15 protein-coding genes and 1 tRNA gene are annotated in these 20,968 nt (G+C 59.8%); 6 read left to right on the plus strand and 10 right to left on the minus strand.

Features of this window, described 5'->3' with window-relative positions:
- Positions 1 to 3: 3 nt before the first annotated feature.
- The 6 genes from RBT76_02230 to acnA all read right to left on the minus strand — a co-directional run bounded on the left by RBT76_02230 (position 4) and on the right by acnA (position 9,824).
- Positions 4 to 2,070 carry a BatA domain-containing protein gene (locus RBT76_02230; GenBank protein ID MDX9856587.1) on the minus strand — a complete coding sequence of 689 codons (2,067 nt, stop codon included), beginning with the start codon at positions 2,068 to 2,070 and terminating at the stop codon, positions 4 to 6.
- 3 nt (positions 2,071 to 2,073) lie between these two features.
- Entirely contained in the window at positions 2,074 to 3,969 is a 1,896-nt protein-coding gene (locus tag RBT76_02235; GenBank protein ID MDX9856588.1) for a hypothetical protein, read from the minus strand.
- Between the two features lie 55 nt (positions 3,970 to 4,024).
- Positions 4,025 to 4,753 (minus strand): 2-phosphosulfolactate phosphatase, encoded by a 729-nt coding sequence (locus RBT76_02240; GenBank protein ID MDX9856589.1) that lies wholly within the window; start codon positions 4,751 to 4,753, stop codon positions 4,025 to 4,027.
- Between the two features lie 8 nt (positions 4,754 to 4,761).
- Positions 4,762 to 5,847, minus strand: coding sequence for a glycine cleavage system aminomethyltransferase GcvT (gene gcvT / locus RBT76_02245; protein MDX9856590.1), 1,086 nt, complete (start codon positions 5,845 to 5,847; stop codon positions 4,762 to 4,764).
- A gap of 233 nt (positions 5,848 to 6,080) precedes the next feature.
- Positions 6,081 to 7,112 carry a class II fructose-bisphosphate aldolase gene (gene fbaA / locus RBT76_02250; GenBank protein ID MDX9856591.1) on the minus strand — a complete coding sequence of 344 codons (1,032 nt, stop codon included), beginning with the start codon at positions 7,110 to 7,112 and terminating at the stop codon, positions 6,081 to 6,083.
- Between the two features lie 39 nt (positions 7,113 to 7,151).
- Complete coding sequence (acnA, locus tag RBT76_02255; protein ID MDX9856592.1) at positions 7,152 to 9,824, minus strand: aconitate hydratase AcnA; 2,673 nt, start codon at positions 9,822 to 9,824, stop codon at positions 7,152 to 7,154.
- A gap of 189 nt (positions 9,825 to 10,013) precedes the next feature.
- On the opposite strand from acnA, the gene ispE reads away from it, so the two are divergent.
- From ispE to RBT76_02280, 5 genes are all read left to right on the plus strand, one after another.
- Positions 10,014 to 10,922, plus strand: a complete 909-nt coding sequence (gene ispE, locus RBT76_02260; protein MDX9856593.1) for a 4-(cytidine 5'-diphospho)-2-C-methyl-D-erythritol kinase — start codon at positions 10,014 to 10,016, stop codon at positions 10,920 to 10,922.
- A gap of 14 nt (positions 10,923 to 10,936) precedes the next feature.
- On the plus strand, positions 10,937 to 11,206 hold the full coding sequence (locus tag RBT76_02265) for a SpoVG family protein (GenBank protein ID MDX9856594.1): 270 nt from the start codon (positions 10,937 to 10,939) through the stop codon (positions 11,204 to 11,206).
- A gap of 13 nt (positions 11,207 to 11,219) precedes the next feature.
- Positions 11,220 to 11,291, plus strand: a tRNA-Gln gene (locus tag RBT76_02270).
- A gap of 96 nt (positions 11,292 to 11,387) precedes the next feature.
- The gene (locus RBT76_02275) at positions 11,388 to 12,374 is read left to right on the plus strand and encodes a ribose-phosphate pyrophosphokinase (protein ID MDX9856595.1); all 987 of its coding nucleotides are present in this window, start codon (positions 11,388 to 11,390) and stop codon (positions 12,372 to 12,374) included.
- Between the two features lie 19 nt (positions 12,375 to 12,393).
- The gene (locus tag RBT76_02280) at positions 12,394 to 13,077 is read left to right on the plus strand and encodes a 50S ribosomal protein L25 (GenBank protein MDX9856596.1); all 684 of its coding nucleotides are present in this window, start codon (positions 12,394 to 12,396) and stop codon (positions 13,075 to 13,077) included.
- A gap of 221 nt (positions 13,078 to 13,298) precedes the next feature.
- Here RBT76_02280 and priA read toward each other — a convergent pair whose 3' ends face one another.
- From priA to RBT76_02300, 4 genes are all read right to left on the minus strand, one after another.
- Positions 13,299 to 15,698, minus strand: a complete 2,400-nt coding sequence (priA, locus tag RBT76_02285) for a primosomal protein N' (GenBank protein ID MDX9856597.1) — start codon at positions 15,696 to 15,698, stop codon at positions 13,299 to 13,301.
- A 65-nt stretch (positions 15,699 to 15,763) separates the two neighbouring features.
- On the minus strand, positions 15,764 to 17,128 hold the full coding sequence (locus RBT76_02290; protein MDX9856598.1) for a tetratricopeptide repeat protein: 1,365 nt from the start codon (positions 17,126 to 17,128) through the stop codon (positions 15,764 to 15,766).
- Between the two features lie 103 nt (positions 17,129 to 17,231).
- Positions 17,232 to 18,587 (minus strand): DUF4139 domain-containing protein, encoded by a 1,356-nt coding sequence (locus RBT76_02295; protein MDX9856599.1) that lies wholly within the window; start codon positions 18,585 to 18,587, stop codon positions 17,232 to 17,234.
- 114 nt (positions 18,588 to 18,701) lie between these two features.
- Entirely contained in the window at positions 18,702 to 19,643 is a 942-nt protein-coding gene (locus tag RBT76_02300; protein MDX9856600.1) for a squalene/phytoene synthase family protein, read from the minus strand.
- Between the two features lie 80 nt (positions 19,644 to 19,723).
- Between RBT76_02300 and RBT76_02305 the strand changes: the two genes are divergently transcribed.
- Positions 19,724 to 20,938, plus strand: a complete 1,215-nt coding sequence (locus RBT76_02305) for a glycosyltransferase family 4 protein (protein MDX9856601.1) — start codon at positions 19,724 to 19,726, stop codon at positions 20,936 to 20,938.
- Positions 20,939 to 20,968 lie beyond the last annotated feature (30 nt).

The raw sequence follows: 20,968 nt of genomic DNA on the forward strand, positions 1-20,968 counted from the left end.
CGGTTACTCCTCCGACGGTTTCCCGCGCGAGAGCAGCATTTCCACGGCGACAAGCAGGACGGCGATCCACAGGAACATCTGCCAGAGTTCCCGACCGTAGCGGAACGAAGCGATAACACCGGCCAGGTCGGCTCCGCCGGAGAGCTCGCGGAAATCTTCGGATTGGAGCGCGGCGGCGAACTGATCACGATCGGCGGCGGTCAGGTCGCATTCCGGCGGCGGAATGTTAACCGCGAAGCGGTCCATTTCCTGACCGAGCAGGGAGATCGAGTAGATGCCGGCCCGGTCGGTCGGCGACGGCTTGACCACGAGCAGCCCGTCGGTTTCCTCGGGCGGCAGGCTGAACTGAGAGCTGTCGGGAGCGATGAGATCGAGCGGATAATTGACGGGCGACTGGACCGGCAGGGCACGGGTGATCTGGTCACCGGCGAACAGCCGCGTGTCGAGAGTGGAAAGGTCACTGGCGAGATACTCGGCGACACGCGATACAAACGGCACGAAGAAGGCCTGTCCCACCATGTCGGAATAGTCCGGAGAGAGCGGTCCGGTGAATGTGAGCACGCGCCCGGCGCCGAAGCGTGTCTCGACCAGCGCGGGCCGGTCGCCCGAAAACCGCATAATGGTGCGGGCCGCCCCCGCAACGCGAATGTGCGGAAGCGCGAAAAACTTGATCTCGGGCGGTTTGTTCTGCTCGAAACCAAACACCGAAAAGACCGGGTGTGTCATATCCAGCGAACCGAGGCTATAGAAGCCGGCCCGCGACGGATTCGGGCTGACGGCCTGATCGATGGAAACACCTGTGACTTCCGACCAGAGGCGATTGAAGTACTCGACGTCGGTATTCGCGCCGTAGACGGCAAACAAGGACTTACCGCGCTTCACGAACTGCTGGAGCCGGTCGACATACCGATCCGGCAATGTCGGCATCCCGGCCAGTAGAATGACATCGTATGCGGCGAAGTCGATACCGGTGAGGTCGTCGGGCGATGCCTGTTTCACCGACCAGAAGCGCGAAAGCGTCTGATCCGGGACCAGGGCAAGATTGAAATAGGCAGCGGACCGGTCATCGCCGAGAATCAACAGGTTGAACGACCGAGGGATGTTGAAGGCGAAGTAGTACCGGTTGTCGGGGGTAAAGCGGTCCTCGGACAACTCCACCCACCCGCTGTGGAATCCGGTGGTAGATACCGAACGGGTGAACCGCACTTTGGTTTCAGCGCCGGCATCGACCGTGAAGTCTGTCTGTGCGACTCGTTTGCCGTTGAGAAACAGCGAGGCGATCCGGTCGCCGCTTGGATCGGCCCCGTAATTGCGCACGGTCGCCTGCAGATCAAAATCAAGGCCGGGCTGGATCAGCTGGCCGCCAAAATCAACGGAGAGGATCCCGACGTTGTCGTTTTCTTCCAAAGGCAGATCTACCAGGTAAACGGGCAGTTCGGTAGGCGTGGCCTGCTCGTTGCCGGGAAGCGAACTTCGTTGCCGGTCGGAAATGACGTAAATCTCACGGTTGAGATTCTGCGAGCGTTCGAGCAGCCGACGGGCGCTTTCCAGTCCGCGCTCGATATCCGCGGATCCCGGGCCGATTCGCAGACGGTCCAGCTGCTCGGAGACGGCCGCGACCGTGGTCAGCAACCGCTGGGACTCCTCGCCGCCGGCGGTGAGCGGAATCAGGCAGATCTGATCGGACTGCCCGAACGTCTCGAGCAGCTGGTGGGTACGTTTCCGGGCCAGCTCGAAGAGGTTGCCGTCGGCGACGGAGCGATCCATCGACACCGAATTGTCGAACAGAATGACAGCGGAGACCGCCGCGTGTGATCCGACCGCGCCCCGATCGGTGGTTGGCCGGGCGAACGCGAGTACGACAATCAGGATAATCAGCATGCGGAGCAGCAACAGCAGCAACTGGCGAATCTTGAGGCGGCGCACCTGGCGTCGCTGCATGGCTTTCAGATGTTTCAGGGAGGAAAACTCGACAATCTTCACTCGTCGACGCGAGAATAGGTGAATGATCAGCGGTATGAGCGCCGCGGCGGCCGCAAACAGGACGGCGGTGTTGAGAAAACCAAACATCGGTTAGTACACGTACGGCCCCTTGAGCAGGGCACGGGCTTCTTTCTGGTGATAGTCGGATGAGGCCAGCGACAGCACCCGTCCGTAGTACTCCCGCGCAACGTCATGCTCTCCGCGAACGTCGGCGACCTTGCCCAGCCAGAGGTGTATCATCCCCTGATAGAACGGACGGGACTCGAGCAATTGCGCCACCTGCAAATAATCCCACGCCGTCCCGGTATCTTCCAGTCCGAGGTATGCGATCCCCGCCCAGAGGTAGGAGGCGGCCGAGGACGTTCCGCCGGCCAGCAGGGGCGCGAGTTTGTCCGCGGCCTCGCGACAGAGCCGCCGCGCGCGGTCCATGTCGTCGGAACGCTGGGAACGGAACAGGATCGATGCGAGGGTAAGGCGGGCCTCAATAGCCGGCGCGCCATCGGGCTTGCGGACCACCTGCTCGAGCACAAAGGCCGCGTCCTCGCGCTGCCCCCGGTACAAATGGTTCAGCCCGAGATTAAAGGCGATATACATATCGGAGCTGTCGATGCCACGGGCTTTGGTCAGTGATTCGAAGGCGTCGTCGTACAGCCCGTTCATCATCTGGTATGCGGCCAGCGACATCCAGCTTCGGGCATTGGCCGGCTGGAGCGCCGCCTGGCGTTGCGCGTATTCTGTGGCTTTGTAATAATCGCCGTTGAAAAAAGACGCGCGGACCAGATAGATCATGGCCGTCAGTGAATCCTGGGTCGAAATCGCTTCCCGCAGCATGTCCTCGCTGTAGATGAGCAGCTGGCGATAGTCGCGCATGGTCTCCGCTTCGTCGGCGAACTGGGCAACCTGCGCGAACTGGACCGTAAGCGTATCAAGGTACGTGAGCCACTCGCGCTCCAGCGTGCCGAGCGACCGTCCATAGACTTTCTCCAGCGTGTCGCGCAGCGTCAAATCATCGGCCTGCCGGTAGACCGTCAGAAACGTCGTTATCTTGTACTGGTCGATCAGATACCGGACGAACGACGCCGCCGTGCGATCCGCAAGGATGGGGTCGGTGGTCAGGTACCGGTGGGTATTCATCAGATCGCCCAGTGGAACGACTTGGCCGGCTTGTGCCATCTTTTTCATGTCGTAACGGGCGAAACCGAGGTACCCGGCCAGTCCCTCGGATAGAAACGGCGGTGCGTACCCGTAGTTGCGAAGCGTCGCGGCGTGCATGATCACAAACGGGTAGGCGCTGGAAAACTCACGAGTGTACAAGGCGAACGCGGTGCTGCTGGTGGGATCGATCATCGTACCAAACCTCTTGTCCCAGATGACCGACGGCATCAGGCAGGGGCACAGGTAAAACGCGTATTTCCCGGCGGTCGTGAAGTGGTTGATATCCCGGTACAGTTCGTAGCGCTCGTCGACCAGCGCCTTGACCGAATTCCAGTAGAAATCACCAAGGGACTGAGGGACGAAATAGATGTCCGCATAGGCGCTGGGATCGACCTTGAACTCTCCGGCGCGCCGGTGTGAATACCCGCAGCCGGTGGTGTCATAGTCGCGCCGCTGCAACGGCGACAGCCTCAATGAATACACCGTTTCGTTTTTTCCGCGGATGCTATCGAGTCGTGCCTGCAGGCCGTACTCGACCCGGAAACTGCGGGCGAAATTCTGCGGGATGTCGTTGAGTGTCACGGCATGCACCAGAAACGACGCTTCCGTTGAATCGGCGGCCGTCAGTTCCAGATCGACCGACATCATCAGCAAAAACCCCTGGGCGGGATAACCCGACACGATCGCGGTGGTATCCGCCAAAAGCAGGCGGTCATTACCGGATACGGGGTCGGTCTGGTACACGCGCAGCTCAAAATCGACTGCATCCACCGCCGACGCGGCAGCGGGGAGAATGAGCAGGGACAGCAGGACAAGACTAAATTTTACCATGATACTTATACCAGTAAACGCGCACGCGGTCTGATTTGTCGAGTGAAAAGGCAGGTCACTGGTCCTCGGACACCAGCCGCCCGTCCTTGAGTACGGGCAGCACCGGCATGGAATCCACCTCGGTAGCCACGACCACGTCGTGCTCGAACCCGATCGAGGCCAGGAAGCGGGCGTGCTCCCCCTGGGCGATCGCCTGCCTGATCGATGACTGGTTGGTGCGGTAGAGCAGCAATGCCAGCGAGGCGGCGTCGTTGAGTTCCAGTTCGCCTTTGCGAAGCGACGCCAGCCGATGGATCAGCATGCCGCCGCAGATGGTGTCCTCGATCGAGAAGTGGCCTTCGCGGCCGGAGCAGACCAGCAGCAGATCCCGATCATCGGCGGCAATCGCCTCCGCGACCTTCGACACGTTGACCAGCCCGGCGGTCACCACCTTCCATCCCTTGTTGGCGCGGCTCAACGCGAGCGTCCCGTTTGTGGTCGTCATCACGACATACTTGCCGCCGACCGACTCGGGGGTGAACTCGGTCGGAGAATTGCCGAGCTGAAAGTTTTCAATTTTGACGCCGTTCCGTTCGCCGGCAAGCACGACCGCGTCGCCGCCCAGCTTGGCCCGCATATCCCCCGCCTCGCCGGGACCGGCGGTCGGGATGACTCCTTTCGCCCCGGCCTGGAGCGCGGCACAGATCGACGTGGTGGCCCGAAGAACGTCGATAACCACCACGGTCTTTTCTTCCATTTCCGCTTTGTCCATCGGGGCCGAGGTCAGGAACAGTCGGACGTGCATCTGGTCTCCTACTTATGCGACGCGTTTTTGTAAAACGGCGGCTTGACGATCGTGGCCGGGAGGCGTTTCCCGCGAACGTCGATCTCCACCGACGTGCCGATCTTGCTTCGTTCTCGTTCGATATAGCCCATCGCGATCGGCTTCTGCAGCGACGGAGAAAACGTACCGGAGGTCACGGTCCCAACTTCCGCGTCCCGGTCGAAAATGCCGAAACCGTGACGCGGGACGCCTTTTCCCTCGGCCTCGAAACAGACCAGGCGGCGGCGAGGTTTCTCGTCGCGGTGCCGCAGAATGGTCGGCCGGCCGACAAAATCCTTGTCGAAGTCGATAATGAAGTTCAGCCCGGCCTCAACCGGCGACGTCGTCTCATCGATGTCGTTGCCGTAGAGAGCCATTTTCATCTCCAGCCGGAGCGTGTCGCGAGCGCCGAGCCCGATGAATTCCAGCCCAAAACGAGCGCCGGCCCCGGTCACGGCTTTCCACAAGGTGTCGCAATGCTTGGGCGGGATGTAGATTTCGAAGCCGTCTTCGCCGGTATAGCCGGTGCGGGAGAAGAGCAGGTCGACTCCCGCCACTTTCGCCGTCACCGCCGTATAGTAGCCCATCGACTCGAGATCATGGTCAGTCAGTTCCGCCATGAGCTTAGTGGCATTGGGTCCCTGAATCGCAAGCAGACCGAACTGAGCTGAGCGGTCCACCAGTGTGACATCGGGCGTGAGGTACCGGGACAGGTGCGCGAAGTCTTTCTTGATGTTGGATGCATTTACCACCAGAAAGTAGCGGTCCTCAAGTCGGTAGACCAGCAGATCATCGACAATCCCCCCCTCTTCGGTGGGCATGCAGTTGTACTGGATCCTTCCCGGTTCCAGCTCGGCGACATTGTTGGTGGTGGTTTTTTGCAGAAAGGCGAGCGCGCCGGGCCCGGAGACCTCAAACTCGCCCATATGAGACAGGTCAAAAAGCCCGATGTTGTTGCGCACGGCCAGGTGTTCGGCCTGGATTCCCTTGTACTGCACCGGCATCCGGAATCCTGCAAAATCCACCATGCGGGCGCCGGCCGCGACATGATAGTCGTGAAAGGGCGTTTTCAACACGTTCGACGTTTCGTTCGACATTCCTACAATCCCCTTTCCCAGGGTTTTACAACAGGCTGTAAGGAACGTCGCGCACCATCAAAAGTCAATACCAAGCTCCCGGCGGTGCGTGTTGAACGGGCAAGTCAATCAACAATGCAACGGTCCGGTTTTTCGCCGTGCCGGGAGACAAAAAAAGACCCGCCGGCTCGCCGACGGGTCTGATATCTGTCACGTGCGTGACGCGGAGCGGTCTACTTGCGGAATAACGTCTTGCCGTCGGACTTGAGGTCCTTGCAGGCCTGCGTGACCCGTTTCGCCATGTTGGCTTCGGCCGCCTTCAGGTAGACGCGCGGGTCGAACTTCTTCTTGTTGGCGACGTCGGTGTCGCTGTGTGTCAGCTCGGAGCGATTCTCGTCAACGTGCTTCACGATCGCTTCGGTGAAGTGATACTGCGTATCGGTGTCGACATTCATCTTGATGACGCCGTACTCCAGCGTCTCGTGGATGTCGGACAGATCCGAGCCCGAACCACCGTGAAATACCAGCCAGAACCGGGCCGCCTTGCCGTGCGTCGCCATCACGGCCTCCTGTCCCTCTTTCAGGATTTTCGGACGCAGCTTCACGTTCCCCGGTTTGTAGATGCCATGCACGTTGCCGAAGGTCGCGGCCAGCATGTACCGTCCGCCGATCGGGTGCAGCGCCTCGTAGACGCCCACCATATCGGCCGGAGTCGTGTACAGCTTTTCGCGGGGGTGATCGCTGTGGTCGATGCCATCCTCTTCGCCGCCGACCACGCCCGTCTCGACTTCGAGGATGATGTCGTTATCCTTGCACAGCTTCATCAGCTCCCGGGCGATTTTCATGTTCTCGTCGAGGGGCAGTTCCGACCCATCGAACATGTGCGAGTGAAAGAGATTGGGTTGACCGGCTTTCCGACGCCGCGCGGTTTCCTGGATCAGCGGCTTCAGGAAGGAGTCGACCTTTTTCGGCTGGCAGTGATCGGTGTGCAGGGCAATCCAGACGTCGTAGTGTTTCGCCATGCGGTGGACATGTTCGGCGACGGAGATCGAACCTTCGACCATGTTCTTGATGTTGAGGCCGGACGCAAATTCGCCGGCTCCGGTGGACAGCTGGATGATCCCGTCCGACTTGGCGTCGGCGAACCCTTTCAGCGCCGCATTGGCGGTTTCCGTGGACGTGACGTTGATAGCCGGAAACGCATACTTGCCGGCATGCGCCTTCTCCAGCATTTCGACATACTTGTCGGCAGTTACAACGGGCATCGTTTCCCTCTTTTATTTTCAGACTGCAAGTTATCGTTTTCAGTCGTTCAACTGGCGCAGCACCATCTGCAGGATGCCGCCGTGCCGATAGTAATCCACTTCGATGGCGGTGTCGATCCGCGCGGTGACGTCGAATCGTTTCGCCGGACCGTCGCCGGTCGCCCGTACGGTGAGGGTCTGGTGCGGCTTGATGCCGTTGGACAGCCCCTCGATCGTATACGACTCTTTGCCGGTGAGTCCGAGCGTCGCCACCGACTCGCCGGACTTGAACTGCAGCGGGAGGATTCCCATGCCGATCAGGTTTGACCGGTGGATTCTCTCGTAGCTTTCGGCGATCAAGGCTTTGACCCCCAGCAGGCGCGTTCCTTTAGCGGCCCAGTCGCGCGATGACCCCATGCCGTAGTCCTTGCCGGCGAGCACGATCAGGTCGGTGCCGGATGCCAGGTACTTCGCCGAGGCGTCGTAGATTGACATCGTCTCCCCCGTGGGATGGTAGACCGTGATCCCGCCTTCGGACCCCGGCACGAGCAGGTTTCTCAGCCGGATGTTGGCGAACGTTCCGCGTGTCATCACGCGGTCGTTGCCGCGGCGCGACCCATAGCTGTTGAAGTCCGCTACCGTGACGCCGAGGCTTTGCAGGAATTTCCCGGCGGGCGAATCCGCTTTGATGGTGCCGGCCGGGGAGATGTGGTCGGTGGTGATGGAGTCACCCAGAAGCGCCAGCACGCGTGCATCCGTGATCGGCTTTACGTCCTCCGGCTTCCGCGTCATGTTCTGGAAGAAGGGCGGCTCCTGGATGTAGGTGGAACTTTCTTTCCACTGATACAGCTCGGAGTCGGTGCCTTTAATGGCGTTCCAGGTCGGATTACCTTCGAACACCGAGGCGTATTGCCGGCGGAACAATTCCGGTGTGACGGCTTTGTGGATGGTCTGTTCGATTTCGGCCTGAGTGGGCCAGATGTCCTTCAAATAGACTTTTTCCCCCTTGTCATTGACGCCGATCGGCTCTTTGGTCAGGTCGATATCGACCGTTCCGGCCAGCGCATATGCCACCACCAGCGGCGGCGAGGCCAGATAATTGGCCCGCGTGTGCGGATTGACGCGACCCTCGAAATTGCGGTTGCCCGAAAGCACCGCCGCTGCCACCAGGTCGCCTTCCTGAATCGCGTTGACTACCGGTTCCGGCAGCGGACCGGAATTCCCGATACAGGTGGTGCAACCGAATCCAACATTGTGGAAACCGAGTTTCTCGAGCGGTTCCATCAGACCGGCTTTGTTCAAATACTCGATTACCACGCGGGAACCGGGGGCCAGCGACGTCTTGACATAGGGCTTCACTTTCAGTCCGCGGTCCACGGCCTTTTTGGCGAGCAACCCCGACGCGATCAAGACATAGGGGTCGGACGTGTTGGTACATGAGGTAATGGCGGCGATCACCACCGCGCCGTGGCCCATTTCGGCGGTGTACCCATTGCGAACGGCCACACGCCGGGCCTGCTGTTCCTTATCCAGTTCGAATCCGCGTTCCTTGATCGGCTTGCCCAGCGCGCTCTCGAATTCCTGCTTCATCGATCGCAATCCCACACGGTCCTGCGGGCGCTTCGGTCCGGACAACGACGGTTCGACCTTGGAAATATCGAGTTCGAGGATATCGGCAAACTCAGGCGCTTTCGAGCCCGGCGTCCGGAACAAGCCCTGCTCCTTGGTATACGCCTCGACGAGCGCCACCTCGTCGTCGGGCCGCCCGGTCAGGCGCAGATATCGGAGGGAGGAATCATCGACCGGGAAAAATCCCATGGTGGCGCCGTATTCGGGGGCCATGTTGCCGATCATCGCCTTCACCGGCAGCGTCATGTGGTCGAGCGCGTCTCCGAAGAACTCGACAAACTTGCCGACCACGCCTTTCTGGCGCAACCGCTGGGTAATCGTCAACACGAGATCCGTTCCGGTGACACCTTCCGAGAGCCGTCCGGTCAATTTGAACCCGACGACTTCCGGTGTCAGCATGTAAATCGGCTGGCCCAGCATCACCGCCTCGGCCTCGATTCCACCCACGCCCCAGCCAACCACGCCGAGGCCGTTGATCATTACGGTGTGGCTGTCGGTTCCGACCAGCGTGTCGGGCATCGCGACCCCGTCACGATGCAGGACCACTTTTGCCAGATACTCGAGGTTGACCTGATGGACAATACCGGTGGCCGGCGGCACGACGCGGAAGTTGTCGAACGCCTTCTGTCCCCAATGCAAAAATTCGTACCGCTCCCGGTTGCGCTCGAATTCCTTTTCCATGTTGATCCGAAGCGCGTCATTCGACGCAAACGCATCGACCTGGACGGAGTGATCGATAACGAGGTCAACCGGCACCAGGGGGTTGATCTTCTTCGGGTCTCCGCCCATGGCTTTCATGGCCGTCCTCATGGCCGCGAGATCGACGACCGCCGGGACGCCGGTGAAGTCCTGCAGGACTACGCGGGCGGGCATAAAGGGCAAATCCACTTCGCCCACCTGCTTCGGATTGTATTTGGCGAGGTTGACGACGTCCTGCTCGGTCACGACCCGACCGTCGACATTACGAAGGACCGATTCCAAGATAATGCGGATTGAATACGGCAGTCGCTCCAGTGAGCCATATGTGGAAAGGCGGTCCAGACGATAGATCTTGTACGTTGCAGAGCCGACCTTCAGGTTGGCGGCGGCGGAAAACGGATCCATAAACCGACTCCCTTCTAAGCTGTAAGACACCCATGCTATCGCGGTAGTATAGAAAACCCAACGACCGATTTCAAGTGTCGGGCGTGACTCTGTCGGTGATTATTTCCCGCTTGCCGCGCGCGCGGCGTGCGCTATCTTGCCCCGAGCGGGTCGGGCATGAATGCCCGCTGCCGATTGGATTGCTCCCCGATGTTTTGTACGAAAATCTCCGAAGACGAGCTGGTTGTCGGCGCTCCGGCCAAGATCAACCTCTTTCTGCAGGTATTGAACCGCCGTGACGACGGTTACCACAATATCAACTCGGTATTCCAGGCTGTGTCACTTTTTGACCGACTTCGCGTACGCCGTGATCGGTCCGGTCCGTTTTTTTCACTGAGGCTCGACGAGCGCTCATCGGTGGCATCCGATCTTGATTGCGGGCCGGCAAATCTTGTCGCCCGCGCATTCGAACTGATGAAAAGGCGGTTTGACTTGACTCAGGGGCTGGCGATCACGCTCGAGAAACAGATTCCTGTCGCGGCCGGGCTGGCGGGAGGGTCAACCGATGCTGCGGCTTGTATTTACGCAGTCAATCGGTTGTTCGAGCTGGGGTTGTCGCGGCGCGAGATGGCGGCGATCGGGAGCGAATTGGGATCAGACATACCTTTTTTCTTCAGTTCCGGACAAGCGCTGGTGACCGGTCGTGGTGAACAGGTGGATGAGATAGTTTTGCCGCTGGATTACTGGGTGGTGTTGGTGACGCCGCGGGTGGGGGTGTCGACGGCGGAGGCCTATCGCGCGCTGAGAATGACCTTGACAAACCCTAAGAACCCGTTTACTTTACCCCGTTGCGAAACGGTCGGTGAGCTTGTTGGTGCGCTCCGGCTTACTACGAACGATTTCGAGGAAGGTCTTCTTTTGTCTTCTGAGGGGCATCAGAGAATAAAAGAAAGCCTTCTGGAATGCGGGGCGGAGTTGGTGCGCTTGAGTGGGTCGGGGCCCACAGTGTTCGGCGTGTTCAGTTCGCCGCCGCCACCGGAGGAGTGTATAGGGAATGCAGGGGCATGGCAAGTCAGCACGGTCCGGCCAATTGCCCTGCCGAGTGCCGATTCATTTTGACGCAGGAGGCGACCGTGGAGATCACCGAGGTACGGGTTACGCTTCGCGACGAGGACAAGCTCAAGGGTTTCGCGAACGTCACCTTCGACAACGCGTTTGTGGTTCGCGGGATGAAGATCATCCAGGGCAACAAAGGGCATTTCGTTTCGATGCCCTCACGCAAGCGTCCCGACGGAACGCACCAGGATATCGCCCATCCGGTGAACAGTGAAATGCGTGACTTGATTGAGCAGCGGGTCTTGGAGGCGTACGAAGCCGAGCTGAAAACGCAGACTTCAGCCTAGGTCCCCAACTGTGTGGGGCGTAGCCAAGCGGTAAGGCACCGGCCTTTGGAGCCGGCATTCGCAGGTTCGAATCCTGCCGCCCCAGGAAATTGGCCGATGTGTACGACGACCTGGATTTCCCCGGCCGTCTGACCGGTGGAAAAACAGGTCTCATTTTGTGAGGGTCGTGAGTCTCATGATTGTGCGAGAGGACATACGCCTGGTTGCGGGCAACGCCAACATCCCCCTGGCTATCAAAATCGCCGAGTATCTTGGATGCCCCCTGACCGACTGCACGGTCAACCGGTTTTCCGACGGTGAGGTATTTGTCCAGATCAACGACAACATCCGGGGAACGGATCTGTTCATCATCCAGCCGACCAACCCTCCGGCCGAGAATCTCATGGAGCTTCTGATGTTGATCGAGGCGTCCCGTCGCGCATCCGCGATGCGCATCACGGCCGTCATCCCGTACTACGGTTACGCCCGCCAGGACCGCAAGGACAAGCCGCGCGTTTCGATCACCGCCAAGCTGGTCGCCAACCTGATCACGACCGCCGGGGCGGACCGCATCATGACCATGGACCTGCATGCTAGCCAGATCCAGGGGTTTTTCGATCTTCCTCACGACCACCTTTATTCGGCGGTAGTGTTCAACGACTTTGTCCGCAACATGCACCTGGAGAACCTGGTGGTTGTTTCGCCCGATGTCGGGTCGATCAAGCTGGCGCGGGCCACGGCAAGTTCGCTGCAGGCGGAACTGGCCATTGTCGACAAACGCCGACAGGTGGCTAACGAGTCGAAGGTGATGAACCTGATCGGCGACGTCAAGGGTCGGACCGTGCTGATTCGCGACGACATGGTTGACACGGCGGGAACCCTGTGCAACGCGGCTGCGTACCTGAAACAGCGCGGCGCGGGCGACATCTACGCCGCTTGCACGCACGGTGTGCTTTCGGGGACGGCGATCCAGAAAATCAACGACTCCCCGATCAAAAAGATGATTATTTCTGATTCAATCGACATAGCCAACAAGCAGCTGTCCGACAAGTTCGAAATTCTGACCTGCTCGGAGTTGATCGGCGAAGCGGTTCGGCGGATATTCGACGAGGATTCCGTCTCCTCGCTCTTTGACGAGAAGACGACCACGGTCGGCGGCAAAAGCGTAACGAATACAACACGTTCTTGATGGAGGATACAGCGAGACCATGAAAGACATTATGCTGAGCGTGCAGCGACGCTCGGACACCGGCAAGGGGGCGGCCCGCCAGGCCCGTCGCGAAGGGCGCATCTCCGCCGTTGTGTACGGCCCGGAGACCGATCCGATGAAAGTGTCGGTCGAGGAAGCGGTGCTGCGCGCGGCCCTGCGACAGGGCGGCCATTCCGCTCTTTACACCCTGAATGTCGACGGCGCTGAATCGAAGGTGGTGCTGCGCGAAGTGCAGCGCGACCCGGTGACCAGCCGCATAACCCATATCGATTTCCATGCCGTGCCAATGAACAAGCCGATCAACGTCTCGGTGCCGCTGCACTTCGTGGGTATCGCCCCGGGCGTCAAGACCGGGGGCGGCATCATGCAGACGACCATGCGTGAAATCGAGATCTCCTGCCTGCCGGCCAATATCCCCGAGTATATCGAGGTTAATGTCGAGCAGCTGGAGATTGGGGACGCCATCCACGTGTCGCAAATCAAGGTGGAAAACGCCGAGATTTTGACCGAGCCCGGACGGACCGCGGTGGTGATCTCCGCTCCGACCGTGATCAAGTCGGCCACCGTTGGCGAGGGCGAAGAAGCGGCTGCAGCCGTCGCCGCCGAGGGCGCCGAGGGAGCCGAGGGCGAGGAAAAGGAAGGCGACGAAAAGAAGGACGAGAAGAAGAAAGACGAGAAGTAGAATTCGTTCTCTTGTCTGTCGGTTCGACTACAAAGCCGCCCGCCCTGCGGGCGGTTTTTTTTGTGGGCGGGGGTGGTGCAGGAGGATGTACCACACGCACGAATCGATAGATACCCGCGTGCGCGGGTATGACACGGTCTACCCTTGATTAGTACCCTGAGATCTCATTGGTGTTGATCATTTTCTGATAGCAGGTTCGAAGACGGACTCGCCGTACGGTTCTACATCATGTCCACCGGGTCGACATCAACGGCGATCGATACCGAGCCGGGCAGGCTGAACCGCGCCGACGCGTCCTCCCATTCCGTCAGCAATCGCACGAATTTCTGCATTCGGTCGGGGGCTATCCTGGCGATCAGGTGCTGTCTGAACTTCCCCCTGAGTCGCCGAAACGCGCACGGTGCGGGACCGAGAAGCGAAATGTCGATCGACCGCTGCTTCGCCAGCATATCGAGCTGGTCGCGAAAGCGGAGGGCGGACTCGATGACGGCCGTCTCGGCTGGCGATGAGAAGATGAAGTTCACCATCCGCACGAAGGGTGGGAAGTGAGCGTCCATCCGATCCTTTATCTCCCGATCGTAAAAGGACTCATAGTCCTGCCGGGCGGCATCGGCCAGCAGCGGATGATCGGGGTAGTAAGTCTGGATCAGTACTTCGCCGGGATGAGTTGATCGGCCGGACCGGCCGGCCACCTGCACGAGCCGTGAGAAGGTGCGTTCGGCGGCGCGGAAATCGGGGAGGTCCATGCCCATATCGGCCGACAGGACACCGACCAGCGATACATCGGGCAGGTCCAGCCCCTTGGTGACCATCTGTGTACCCAACAGCAGGTTGTACTTGCGTGCGGCAAAGTCGCTGAGAATGCGGTGGGCTCCGGTCCGTCCGGAGGCCGTGTCCGAGTCGAGTCGCACCGCGCGCGCATCAGTGAAAAGCCGTTGCACCGACTCTTCGACCTTTTGTGTCCCGGCTCCGAAGCACAAAAGCGCGGCGCCGCCGCACTTCTCGCAAAGGGAGTAATCAGTCCGGGCGCGCCCGCAGTAATGACAGGCGAGCCGGCTTCCGGTCTTGTGGTAGGTCAAACGAACCTGGCAGTCCGGGCACTCCGGGACGTGGCCGCACTCGGCGCACTTCAAATATGGGGCGTACCCGCGACGGTTCAGAAAAAGAATGACCTGGCGCCCGGCCGAGAGATGCTGCTGCACCTCAGTCTTGAGTGTCACGGACACGAACGGCAGATCGCCGCCAAGACGCCGGGTGCGCATGTCCACGAGTCGCACGGTGGGCAGCCGGGCGCCGGCCGGGCGTTCGGTAATGGTCAGGAGGCGGTAACGGCCGGTCCGGGCGTTGTGATAAGACTCCAGCGAGGGCGAGGCCGAGCCGAGCACAACCGGGATGTTCGCTATTTTCGCGCGCATCACCGCCGCGTCGCGGCCGTGGAATCGAGGCGACGGTTCGTCCTGCTTGTACGACTCATCGTGCTCCTCATCGACAATGATGAGCCCAAGTTTCTCCAACGGAGCGAACAACGCAGAACGCGGCCCGACCACGATCGGGTACCGGCCGGCGCGAATCCCCTGCCAGCTGGCAATGCGCTCAGCGGGTGTCATAGCCGAATGGAGGATTGTTACCAAATCGCCGAACAATCCGCGAAAGTACGCCAACGTGTTGGAAGAAAGGGCAATCTCCGGTGTCAATACCAGGGCTGTTCTGCCCCGTTGTATGATATCGCGAGCCAGATGGCAGTATACAATGGTCTTCCCTGAGCCGGTGATGCCGTGCAGGAGAAACGGCGCATAGCCTGTATCAAGAGCGTCCCGGACTTGTGCGAACGCCTGCTGCTGTTGCTCGGTGAGGGTTATGCCGTCGAGTCCGTCGCGGGGCAGGACGAAGTCCAGCACCCTCGGCTCGGTGTCGTCGTACACAGCCTCAAGCACGCCGTTATCGAGCGCCTTCTTACGATAATGGTCGGTCACTCCGTCGGCGCGGAGATCGGCGGCCGAGCGTATTCCGTGGAACGGCGGAGGGATGTGGTCGACTCGGCGAAAGATCTCGTCGCGCCATCGCTCCGGATCGACAAGCCGGAATCCGATCAATCGGCGCTTCGGGGCGGGCTCGGACAGGTGAATGTCCTCGACCACCACGCCGTCGCGGCGCAAGCGGTCAAGATAGCCGGTACCGACGGATCGGATTCGATTCAGCGCGGTACCGCTGAGCGGCTGCCCCGCTTTGACGAGGCGGGCGATCGAGGGTGGCAGCATGGCAGGCTCCGCGACCCCCCAGATAAGTGCGACAGGGCGTTTGGTGCGCAACTGCGGCGGCAGGGTCAGCGCCAGGCAGTCGGCGGGATTGGCGAAATAGTAGTCGGCCATCCACTGACACAGCCTGACGAGCTCTGGCGGGATCAGAGTCTCATGGTCGACGACCGCGCGAATCCGGCGCACTTCGAAGTCGACCGGATCGGCCGGTTCGAGATAATAGCCGACGGCGGTGGACCGCCCGAACGGCACCAGAACGCGTTGACCCGGGGCCAGCGGCTCAAGCGACTCCGGGGCGGCATAAGTGAACGTGCGTCGGAGCGGACCCGAGACAGCAATCCGGGCGAATCGCGTCGTGGAAGGCATAACGGAATATAGAAAAAGGCAGGCGCTTCGCCTGCCTTTTTCCGGGTCTGAGACAATATGTGATTCTATTTCATGTTGTCGAGCATCGATTGATACCTGGCGGCTTCCTTCGGGTGCTTTTCTTCCTTGTGCAGTTCGACAAGGCGCTCGACGATTTCACGGTTGTTCGGATCCAGCTCGATCACCTTTTCGTACGCGGGAATGGCCGGACCAAACTGCCTGAGCTGCAGGTGCGCGTCGCCGAGCGTCAGCCAGGCATCCTTGTTGGACGGATCAATGGTAGTCAACTGGGAGTACGCCCGGATAGCCGTCTCGTACTTGCCCTGTACGAACGCGATCAGGCCGAAATTCTCGACCGCATCCTGATCGGTGGAATCGCAGGTGTAGGCGGTCTCGAAATAGACCAGCGAACTGTCAAGAATGGTGGTGCGGCGATTCATCCATTCGGTCGCCTTGGCCGAACTCTGAGCGTCACGATAGACGGTCGCCGAGTCGTTGGCCTCGCGTGCAAGCTGGTTGAAATAGTGACCGATCGACAGCAGCGCATCTTCATTGCACGCATCAAGGGCGAGAACCTCGCGGTAGGTCATCCGCGCCGAATCGTATTGTTCGCAGCGGTTGTAACAAATGGCGAGATTGACGAGGTTGCTCGTGTCGGTGGGGAAAAGCGCCATGTACTCCCGCAGCGAGGGAATGGCCTTGCAGTAGTCGCCGCCGTTAATGTAGTTGTAGGCCAGCGGCAGCAGGAGGTTGCCCTTGTCCTCGGTATACGGCAGACCTTTTTCGAGGTATACGTTGGCCGAATCGTACATATCCTGGCTTTCGTAGGCCTGCGAAATACCCACGTAGGGGCGGTAGTCGTTCGGATCGAAAATGGTCGCAATTTCGAGATTCCGGATCGTCGAATCGGTCAGCGCGGCGATCTGTGTGTCATAAAAGGCGATGTTGACCGAGTCGGTAGCTTCGGCCCTGGCGCGTGTGGCCTTGTTCAGTTGATCGAGCTGGCCGACGCCGACGTTGAAGAACTCGCGCCAGTAGCGGACAGCGGTGGAATCAGCCTTTTTGATGAACTCGTCGCAATCCTCGCGGAATTTCTTTTTGATGTCTTTGTTCTCGCAGCACATGTGCAGCGAGTCGCGATAGGCAACCATCGCCAGGGCATAATTCCGTTTTTCGCCGAGGTCGGCGGTCCGCTCCATGTAGTCGACCTGCATCTGGTTGAGCAGGAACAGCCCTTCGGCAATGGGACCGTAGTCTTCGAATGCTTCCTTGAGAAGGGCCTCGGCTTCCTTGTAGCGGGCCAGATCGCCGGAGACGATCTCGATTTTGGCGCTGGAGATAAGCGCACCGGCGGGCTTTTTGGCGAATGCCGGCCCGGCGACGGCGATTATCCCGCCGAGGATCAGTATTGTCGTTAGCAACCGTTTCACGTTTCTTCCTCCTGACTCAACACCGTAGTCCGCGCAATTGGTGGCGAATCTAATCGATGTAGATCGTCTTGTCAACCATCATCGCCTGCCGCGCTGCGTTGCCTCACTGGTTGGTGAAGCGAACGGTGTAGCGGGCGGAGACTTCCGCGCCCGCCGGCACCGGCAGATCAAACGTCAGTGTGTTCGCGTCTTTCTTCTTATACTCGAACGATGCGTTAGTGACTTCCCAGAAACCCCAGAGACCTTTCTCGACCGACACGGTCACCGCTTCGTCCTTGCGGTTGTGCAGGCTGATCTCAAACGTCACGTCTTCGACCGATTTCGAGATACGCTGGCGGTCGACGGTGAGCTCCTCGGCGACTATATCAAACGCGTAGCCGACCGTGAGTTTGACGTCCTCGTCTTTGGGGGTGTGTTCAATCCGGTCCTCACCGAGCAATATCATCGATCCATCGGTATCCGCCTTGAAGAGCCGAACGCGTCCGGCGGGAAGCGGCATGCCGAGTCCGGCGTTTTCGCTGTTATTGAATTTGACGGCCACCTTCACCTGTTTCTGGTTCTGGTTGGGTTGATACAAATAGAGTTTGGTCACGCCGGTGCGGGCCGGTTCGAACAGCGAAATCTGTTTGATCTCTTTGTTGGCGATCGTGGCTTTGCGGGGCAGCGTGTACATATGGTACTCGAAGAACGCCTTCTCCTCAAACCCGGCGCTCACGTCCGCCTTGTACAGGACAGCCTCGGACCGGCCACCGCGAATTTCGAGGTCCTGCGCGCGGCCAATGTCCCCGGCAATCAGCTTGAGGGTCGCATCCACATAGGTCTTTCCCGAGGTGTTGTTGATCGAGGCCCAGCCGGAGAGGTCGAGATTCTTGTCGTCTTGATCGAGCAGGCCGACATATTCGGCCCCCCATGAGATATTGCTGGTCTGGTAGCCGACGCGCGCCTGGCGGCCGCCGGCGACGGAGGAATTGTAATTCCAGAACAGAGTCGGACGGGTGATCAGACCGTTGGGCAGCGACGGGAAGTTCGTTTCCAGGATCTTGCCCATCTGGACGATCTTGATGCGGCCCGATTCATCCTGGAGCGTGACGGTTCCCCCGCCGTACGCAAGCAGCGTCCCGGTATACAGCGTGCCGTCTTCGTCGACCAATTCGATCTGCTGGTCGACGTACTTGGAGAACATCTGCTCGGAACTGACCAGGTCGAACGCGTAATTCTGCTCGAGAATGGCGACATCGTCGGACCCGTCGATCAACTCAAAGCGAACCGAGTTGGGGTCGATCGACGACGGGACATCGCGGAAGGCGAGCCGGTTGAGTCCTTTGGCAAACTCGAGCGTGCGGGTTTCGGAGACAACTCCGAGATTGCTGTTGTAGACAGTAACCGCGATGTCATCGGCGGTCGCCGCGGCGGCGGGCATGACAATCGCGCATCCCAGTATGACAAGAGACATTCTCATCCGTGTTTCTCCAGTTCTTATACACCCCACGCAGGTGTGTGCCCGTGGGGCAGCTGCGTTAATCCATCTGCTGGTAATAGTCCGAAGGGCAGGGAATCTTCCACAAGTTTTTTGTCAGGCCGGATAGCCGAATCGATCGATTGTTCGCATGAGCCGGGCCTTGACCTCATCAGGCGTGGGCTGGAGGGCGCGGGCGCTAAACGAGCCTTTCGTAACGTTAATTCGTTCAAAAACTTGCAGGTACAGTTCGTATATTATCTCGAGGCTCAAGCGGTATTTCGGGGCGAACATCGGCCGCAGTGAGTCCAGTTTGAGGCGGGCGCGACAGCGGTAAAAATCGGCGAATCGACGGTAGCGGGCAAACAGGGCGCGCAAGCGATCCGGAGCATCGCCGGAAACCGCGGCGGCGGATAGGTCATCGCGCGTAAGCCCTTGTTCGGCAATGAGATCATCGGCGAAGTATACAAGCGAACGGCGCATATCCTTTTCGAAGTCACGGATAATATGCACCACGTACGAAAACAAGGCGAGGTCAGAGGATGCGTCGTGAACATCAAACACGGGGTCGAGGTTATTTCGCCCGTCGCGTCGAAGACCGCACAGATGCATGAAGATGGAAGCCGGGGCGATCGCCGCGCCTTCGGCATACCGCCGGAAGGCGAGTATCGACGAGAAGCCGTCGTGGGTCAGATCATACACCATCGCCGCACACAGGCGGCGCCAGTGCCAGGTGGGGAGCCTGAACTGCCGCATTGTCGCGAGTAATTCCTCCTGGAACTCGTCGACCGGGCGGCCGCGTTCAAGCGCGTCAAGCCAGACATCGAGAACGTTCGTGTAGTGAGCGATCTCGTCCGGCGTCAGCGCCCGTCCCCCCTCTTTCCTGTCATCGACCAGATCGTCGATACGACGCATGGACCGGTAGCACACGCGGAACGCCACGTAGCGATCTTCGTCCCAGACGCGGGCGCCGATATCGAGGATGGGGTTGGTGAGAATCTGCTCGAAATCGAGATCACCGGCGAAATCAAGGCCCGGTTTGTCGGGGTGCTGGCTCATAGGACAGGAAATATACGCGATGATTGTCGTGTCCAAAATTTATATTTCTGGCCCAAACCCTTTTTCTTAGAATGCGCATCATGGCAAAACCGGTCAAAGTGCTTCTTCTCACGCATAATTATCCGCGTCGACGGGACGACTACGCGGGGGTCTTTCTCGGACTTCTGGCGCGTCGCCTTACGGCGCTGAACATTCAGCCGATCGTGGTCGCCCCGCACGATGCGGAAGTGCCGGAGCGCGAGGAGACCGACGGCATACGGATCTACCGGTTCCGCTATGCGGCCGATCCGGAGAAACAGACTCTGGCCTACCGGGGGAACATGCACGAGCAGGTTCTGGGATCACCGCTGGGTCCGTTTCGCCTGCAGGCGTTTCTGCGCGGGTTCGAACGGCTGACCAGGGAAGTGATCGAGCGAGAGCAGATCGACATCATCGCCGGCCACTGGTTGATTCCGACCGGGGTCGTCATGAAGCGGCTTCGCGCGGTCACGAAGATACCCATGATACTTTCGTCGCACGGGACCGATATCCGCCTGCTGGCGAAATTCGGGCGGCCTTTGTACCGGTACTTCCGGCCCCTGACCCGGAGGCTCAGCCGGTGGACGGTCGTGTCATCGTTTCTCAGGGAGGAGCTGGTAAAACTGGATCCGGCATGCGAGGGACTGATAGAAGTACTCCCGCTGCCGCACAACGAGAAGGTGTTTTTTCGCGAGGCGGACGTCAAGCGGGAGGACAACCTGGTAGTGGCGGTCACGCGATTCACCGACCAGAAACGGGTCGACATTCTGATTCGCGCTTTTCACTGGGTCACACGAGAGGAGCGCTCCGCGAGGCTGGAGATATACGGCAGCGGTCCTCTCGACGCCCGGATCCGGGCGCTGGTAGCCGAGCTGGGGCTGGAACGGCAGGTTATCATCAACGAACCGGTGTCACAGGAGCGGCTTCGCGAAATCTACAACCGTGCGGCGGTGGTCGTGCTCAATTCATTCCGTGAAGGCTTTGGTCTGGCACTGTCTGAGGCGATGTTGTGCGGCACCGCCGTGATCGGTACGGCGTCGGGCGGCATTTGCGACATTATCGAGGACAAAAAGCGCGGCCTGCTGGTGGAACTGGACAACATCAATCAACTCGCCGAAGCGATCCTGACCCTGCTTAAGAACACGGTCTACCGCGACCGGCTGGCCGAGCACGGTTACCGGTTTGCGCGGTCGACCTATGCCTCCGGGCCTTTGGCGGCCCGGTATGCCGATATCGTGCGGACGGCAATAGAAGCCGGGCGGCCCGTACCCGACTGAGCATCATCGATACCGCCATCGACTTTCCGA

The sequence above is a fragment of the Candidatus Zixiibacteriota bacterium genome (assembly GCA_034003725.1).
Taxonomy (GTDB): Bacteria; Zixibacteria; MSB-5A5; order GN15; family FEB-12; genus WJMS01.

Excerpts from the sequence above, each read along its gene's own strand:
- RBT76_02230 (MDX9856587.1), bottom strand. The coding sequence starts at position 2,070 with ATGTTTGGTTTTCTCAACACCGCCGTCCTGTTTGCGGCCGCCGCGGCG.
- RBT76_02235 (MDX9856588.1), bottom strand. The coding sequence starts at position 3,969 with ATGGTAAAATTTAGTCTTGTCCTGCTGTCCCTGCTCATTCTCCCCGCT.
- RBT76_02240 (MDX9856589.1), bottom strand. The coding sequence starts at position 4,753 with ATGCACGTCCGACTGTTCCTGACCTCGGCCCCGATGGACAAAGCGGAA.
- fbaA (MDX9856591.1), bottom strand. The coding sequence starts at position 7,112 with ATGCCCGTTGTAACTGCCGACAAGTATGTCGAAATGCTGGAGAAGGCG.
- acnA (MDX9856592.1), bottom strand. The coding sequence starts at position 9,824 with ATGGATCCGTTTTCCGCCGCCGCCAACCTGAAGGTCGGCTCTGCAACG.
- ispE (MDX9856593.1), top strand. The coding sequence starts at position 10,014 with ATGTTTTGTACGAAAATCTCCGAAGACGAGCTGGTTGTCGGCGCTCCG.
- RBT76_02280 (MDX9856596.1), top strand. The coding sequence starts at position 12,394 with ATGAAAGACATTATGCTGAGCGTGCAGCGACGCTCGGACACCGGCAAG.
- priA (MDX9856597.1), bottom strand. The coding sequence starts at position 15,698 with ATGCCTTCCACGACGCGATTCGCCCGGATTGCTGTCTCGGGTCCGCTC.
- RBT76_02295 (MDX9856599.1), bottom strand. The coding sequence starts at position 18,587 with ATGAGAATGTCTCTTGTCATACTGGGATGCGCGATTGTCATGCCCGCC.
- RBT76_02300 (MDX9856600.1), bottom strand. The coding sequence starts at position 19,643 with ATGAGCCAGCACCCCGACAAACCGGGCCTTGATTTCGCCGGTGATCTC.
- RBT76_02305 (MDX9856601.1), top strand. The coding sequence starts at position 19,724 with ATGGCAAAACCGGTCAAAGTGCTTCTTCTCACGCATAATTATCCGCGT.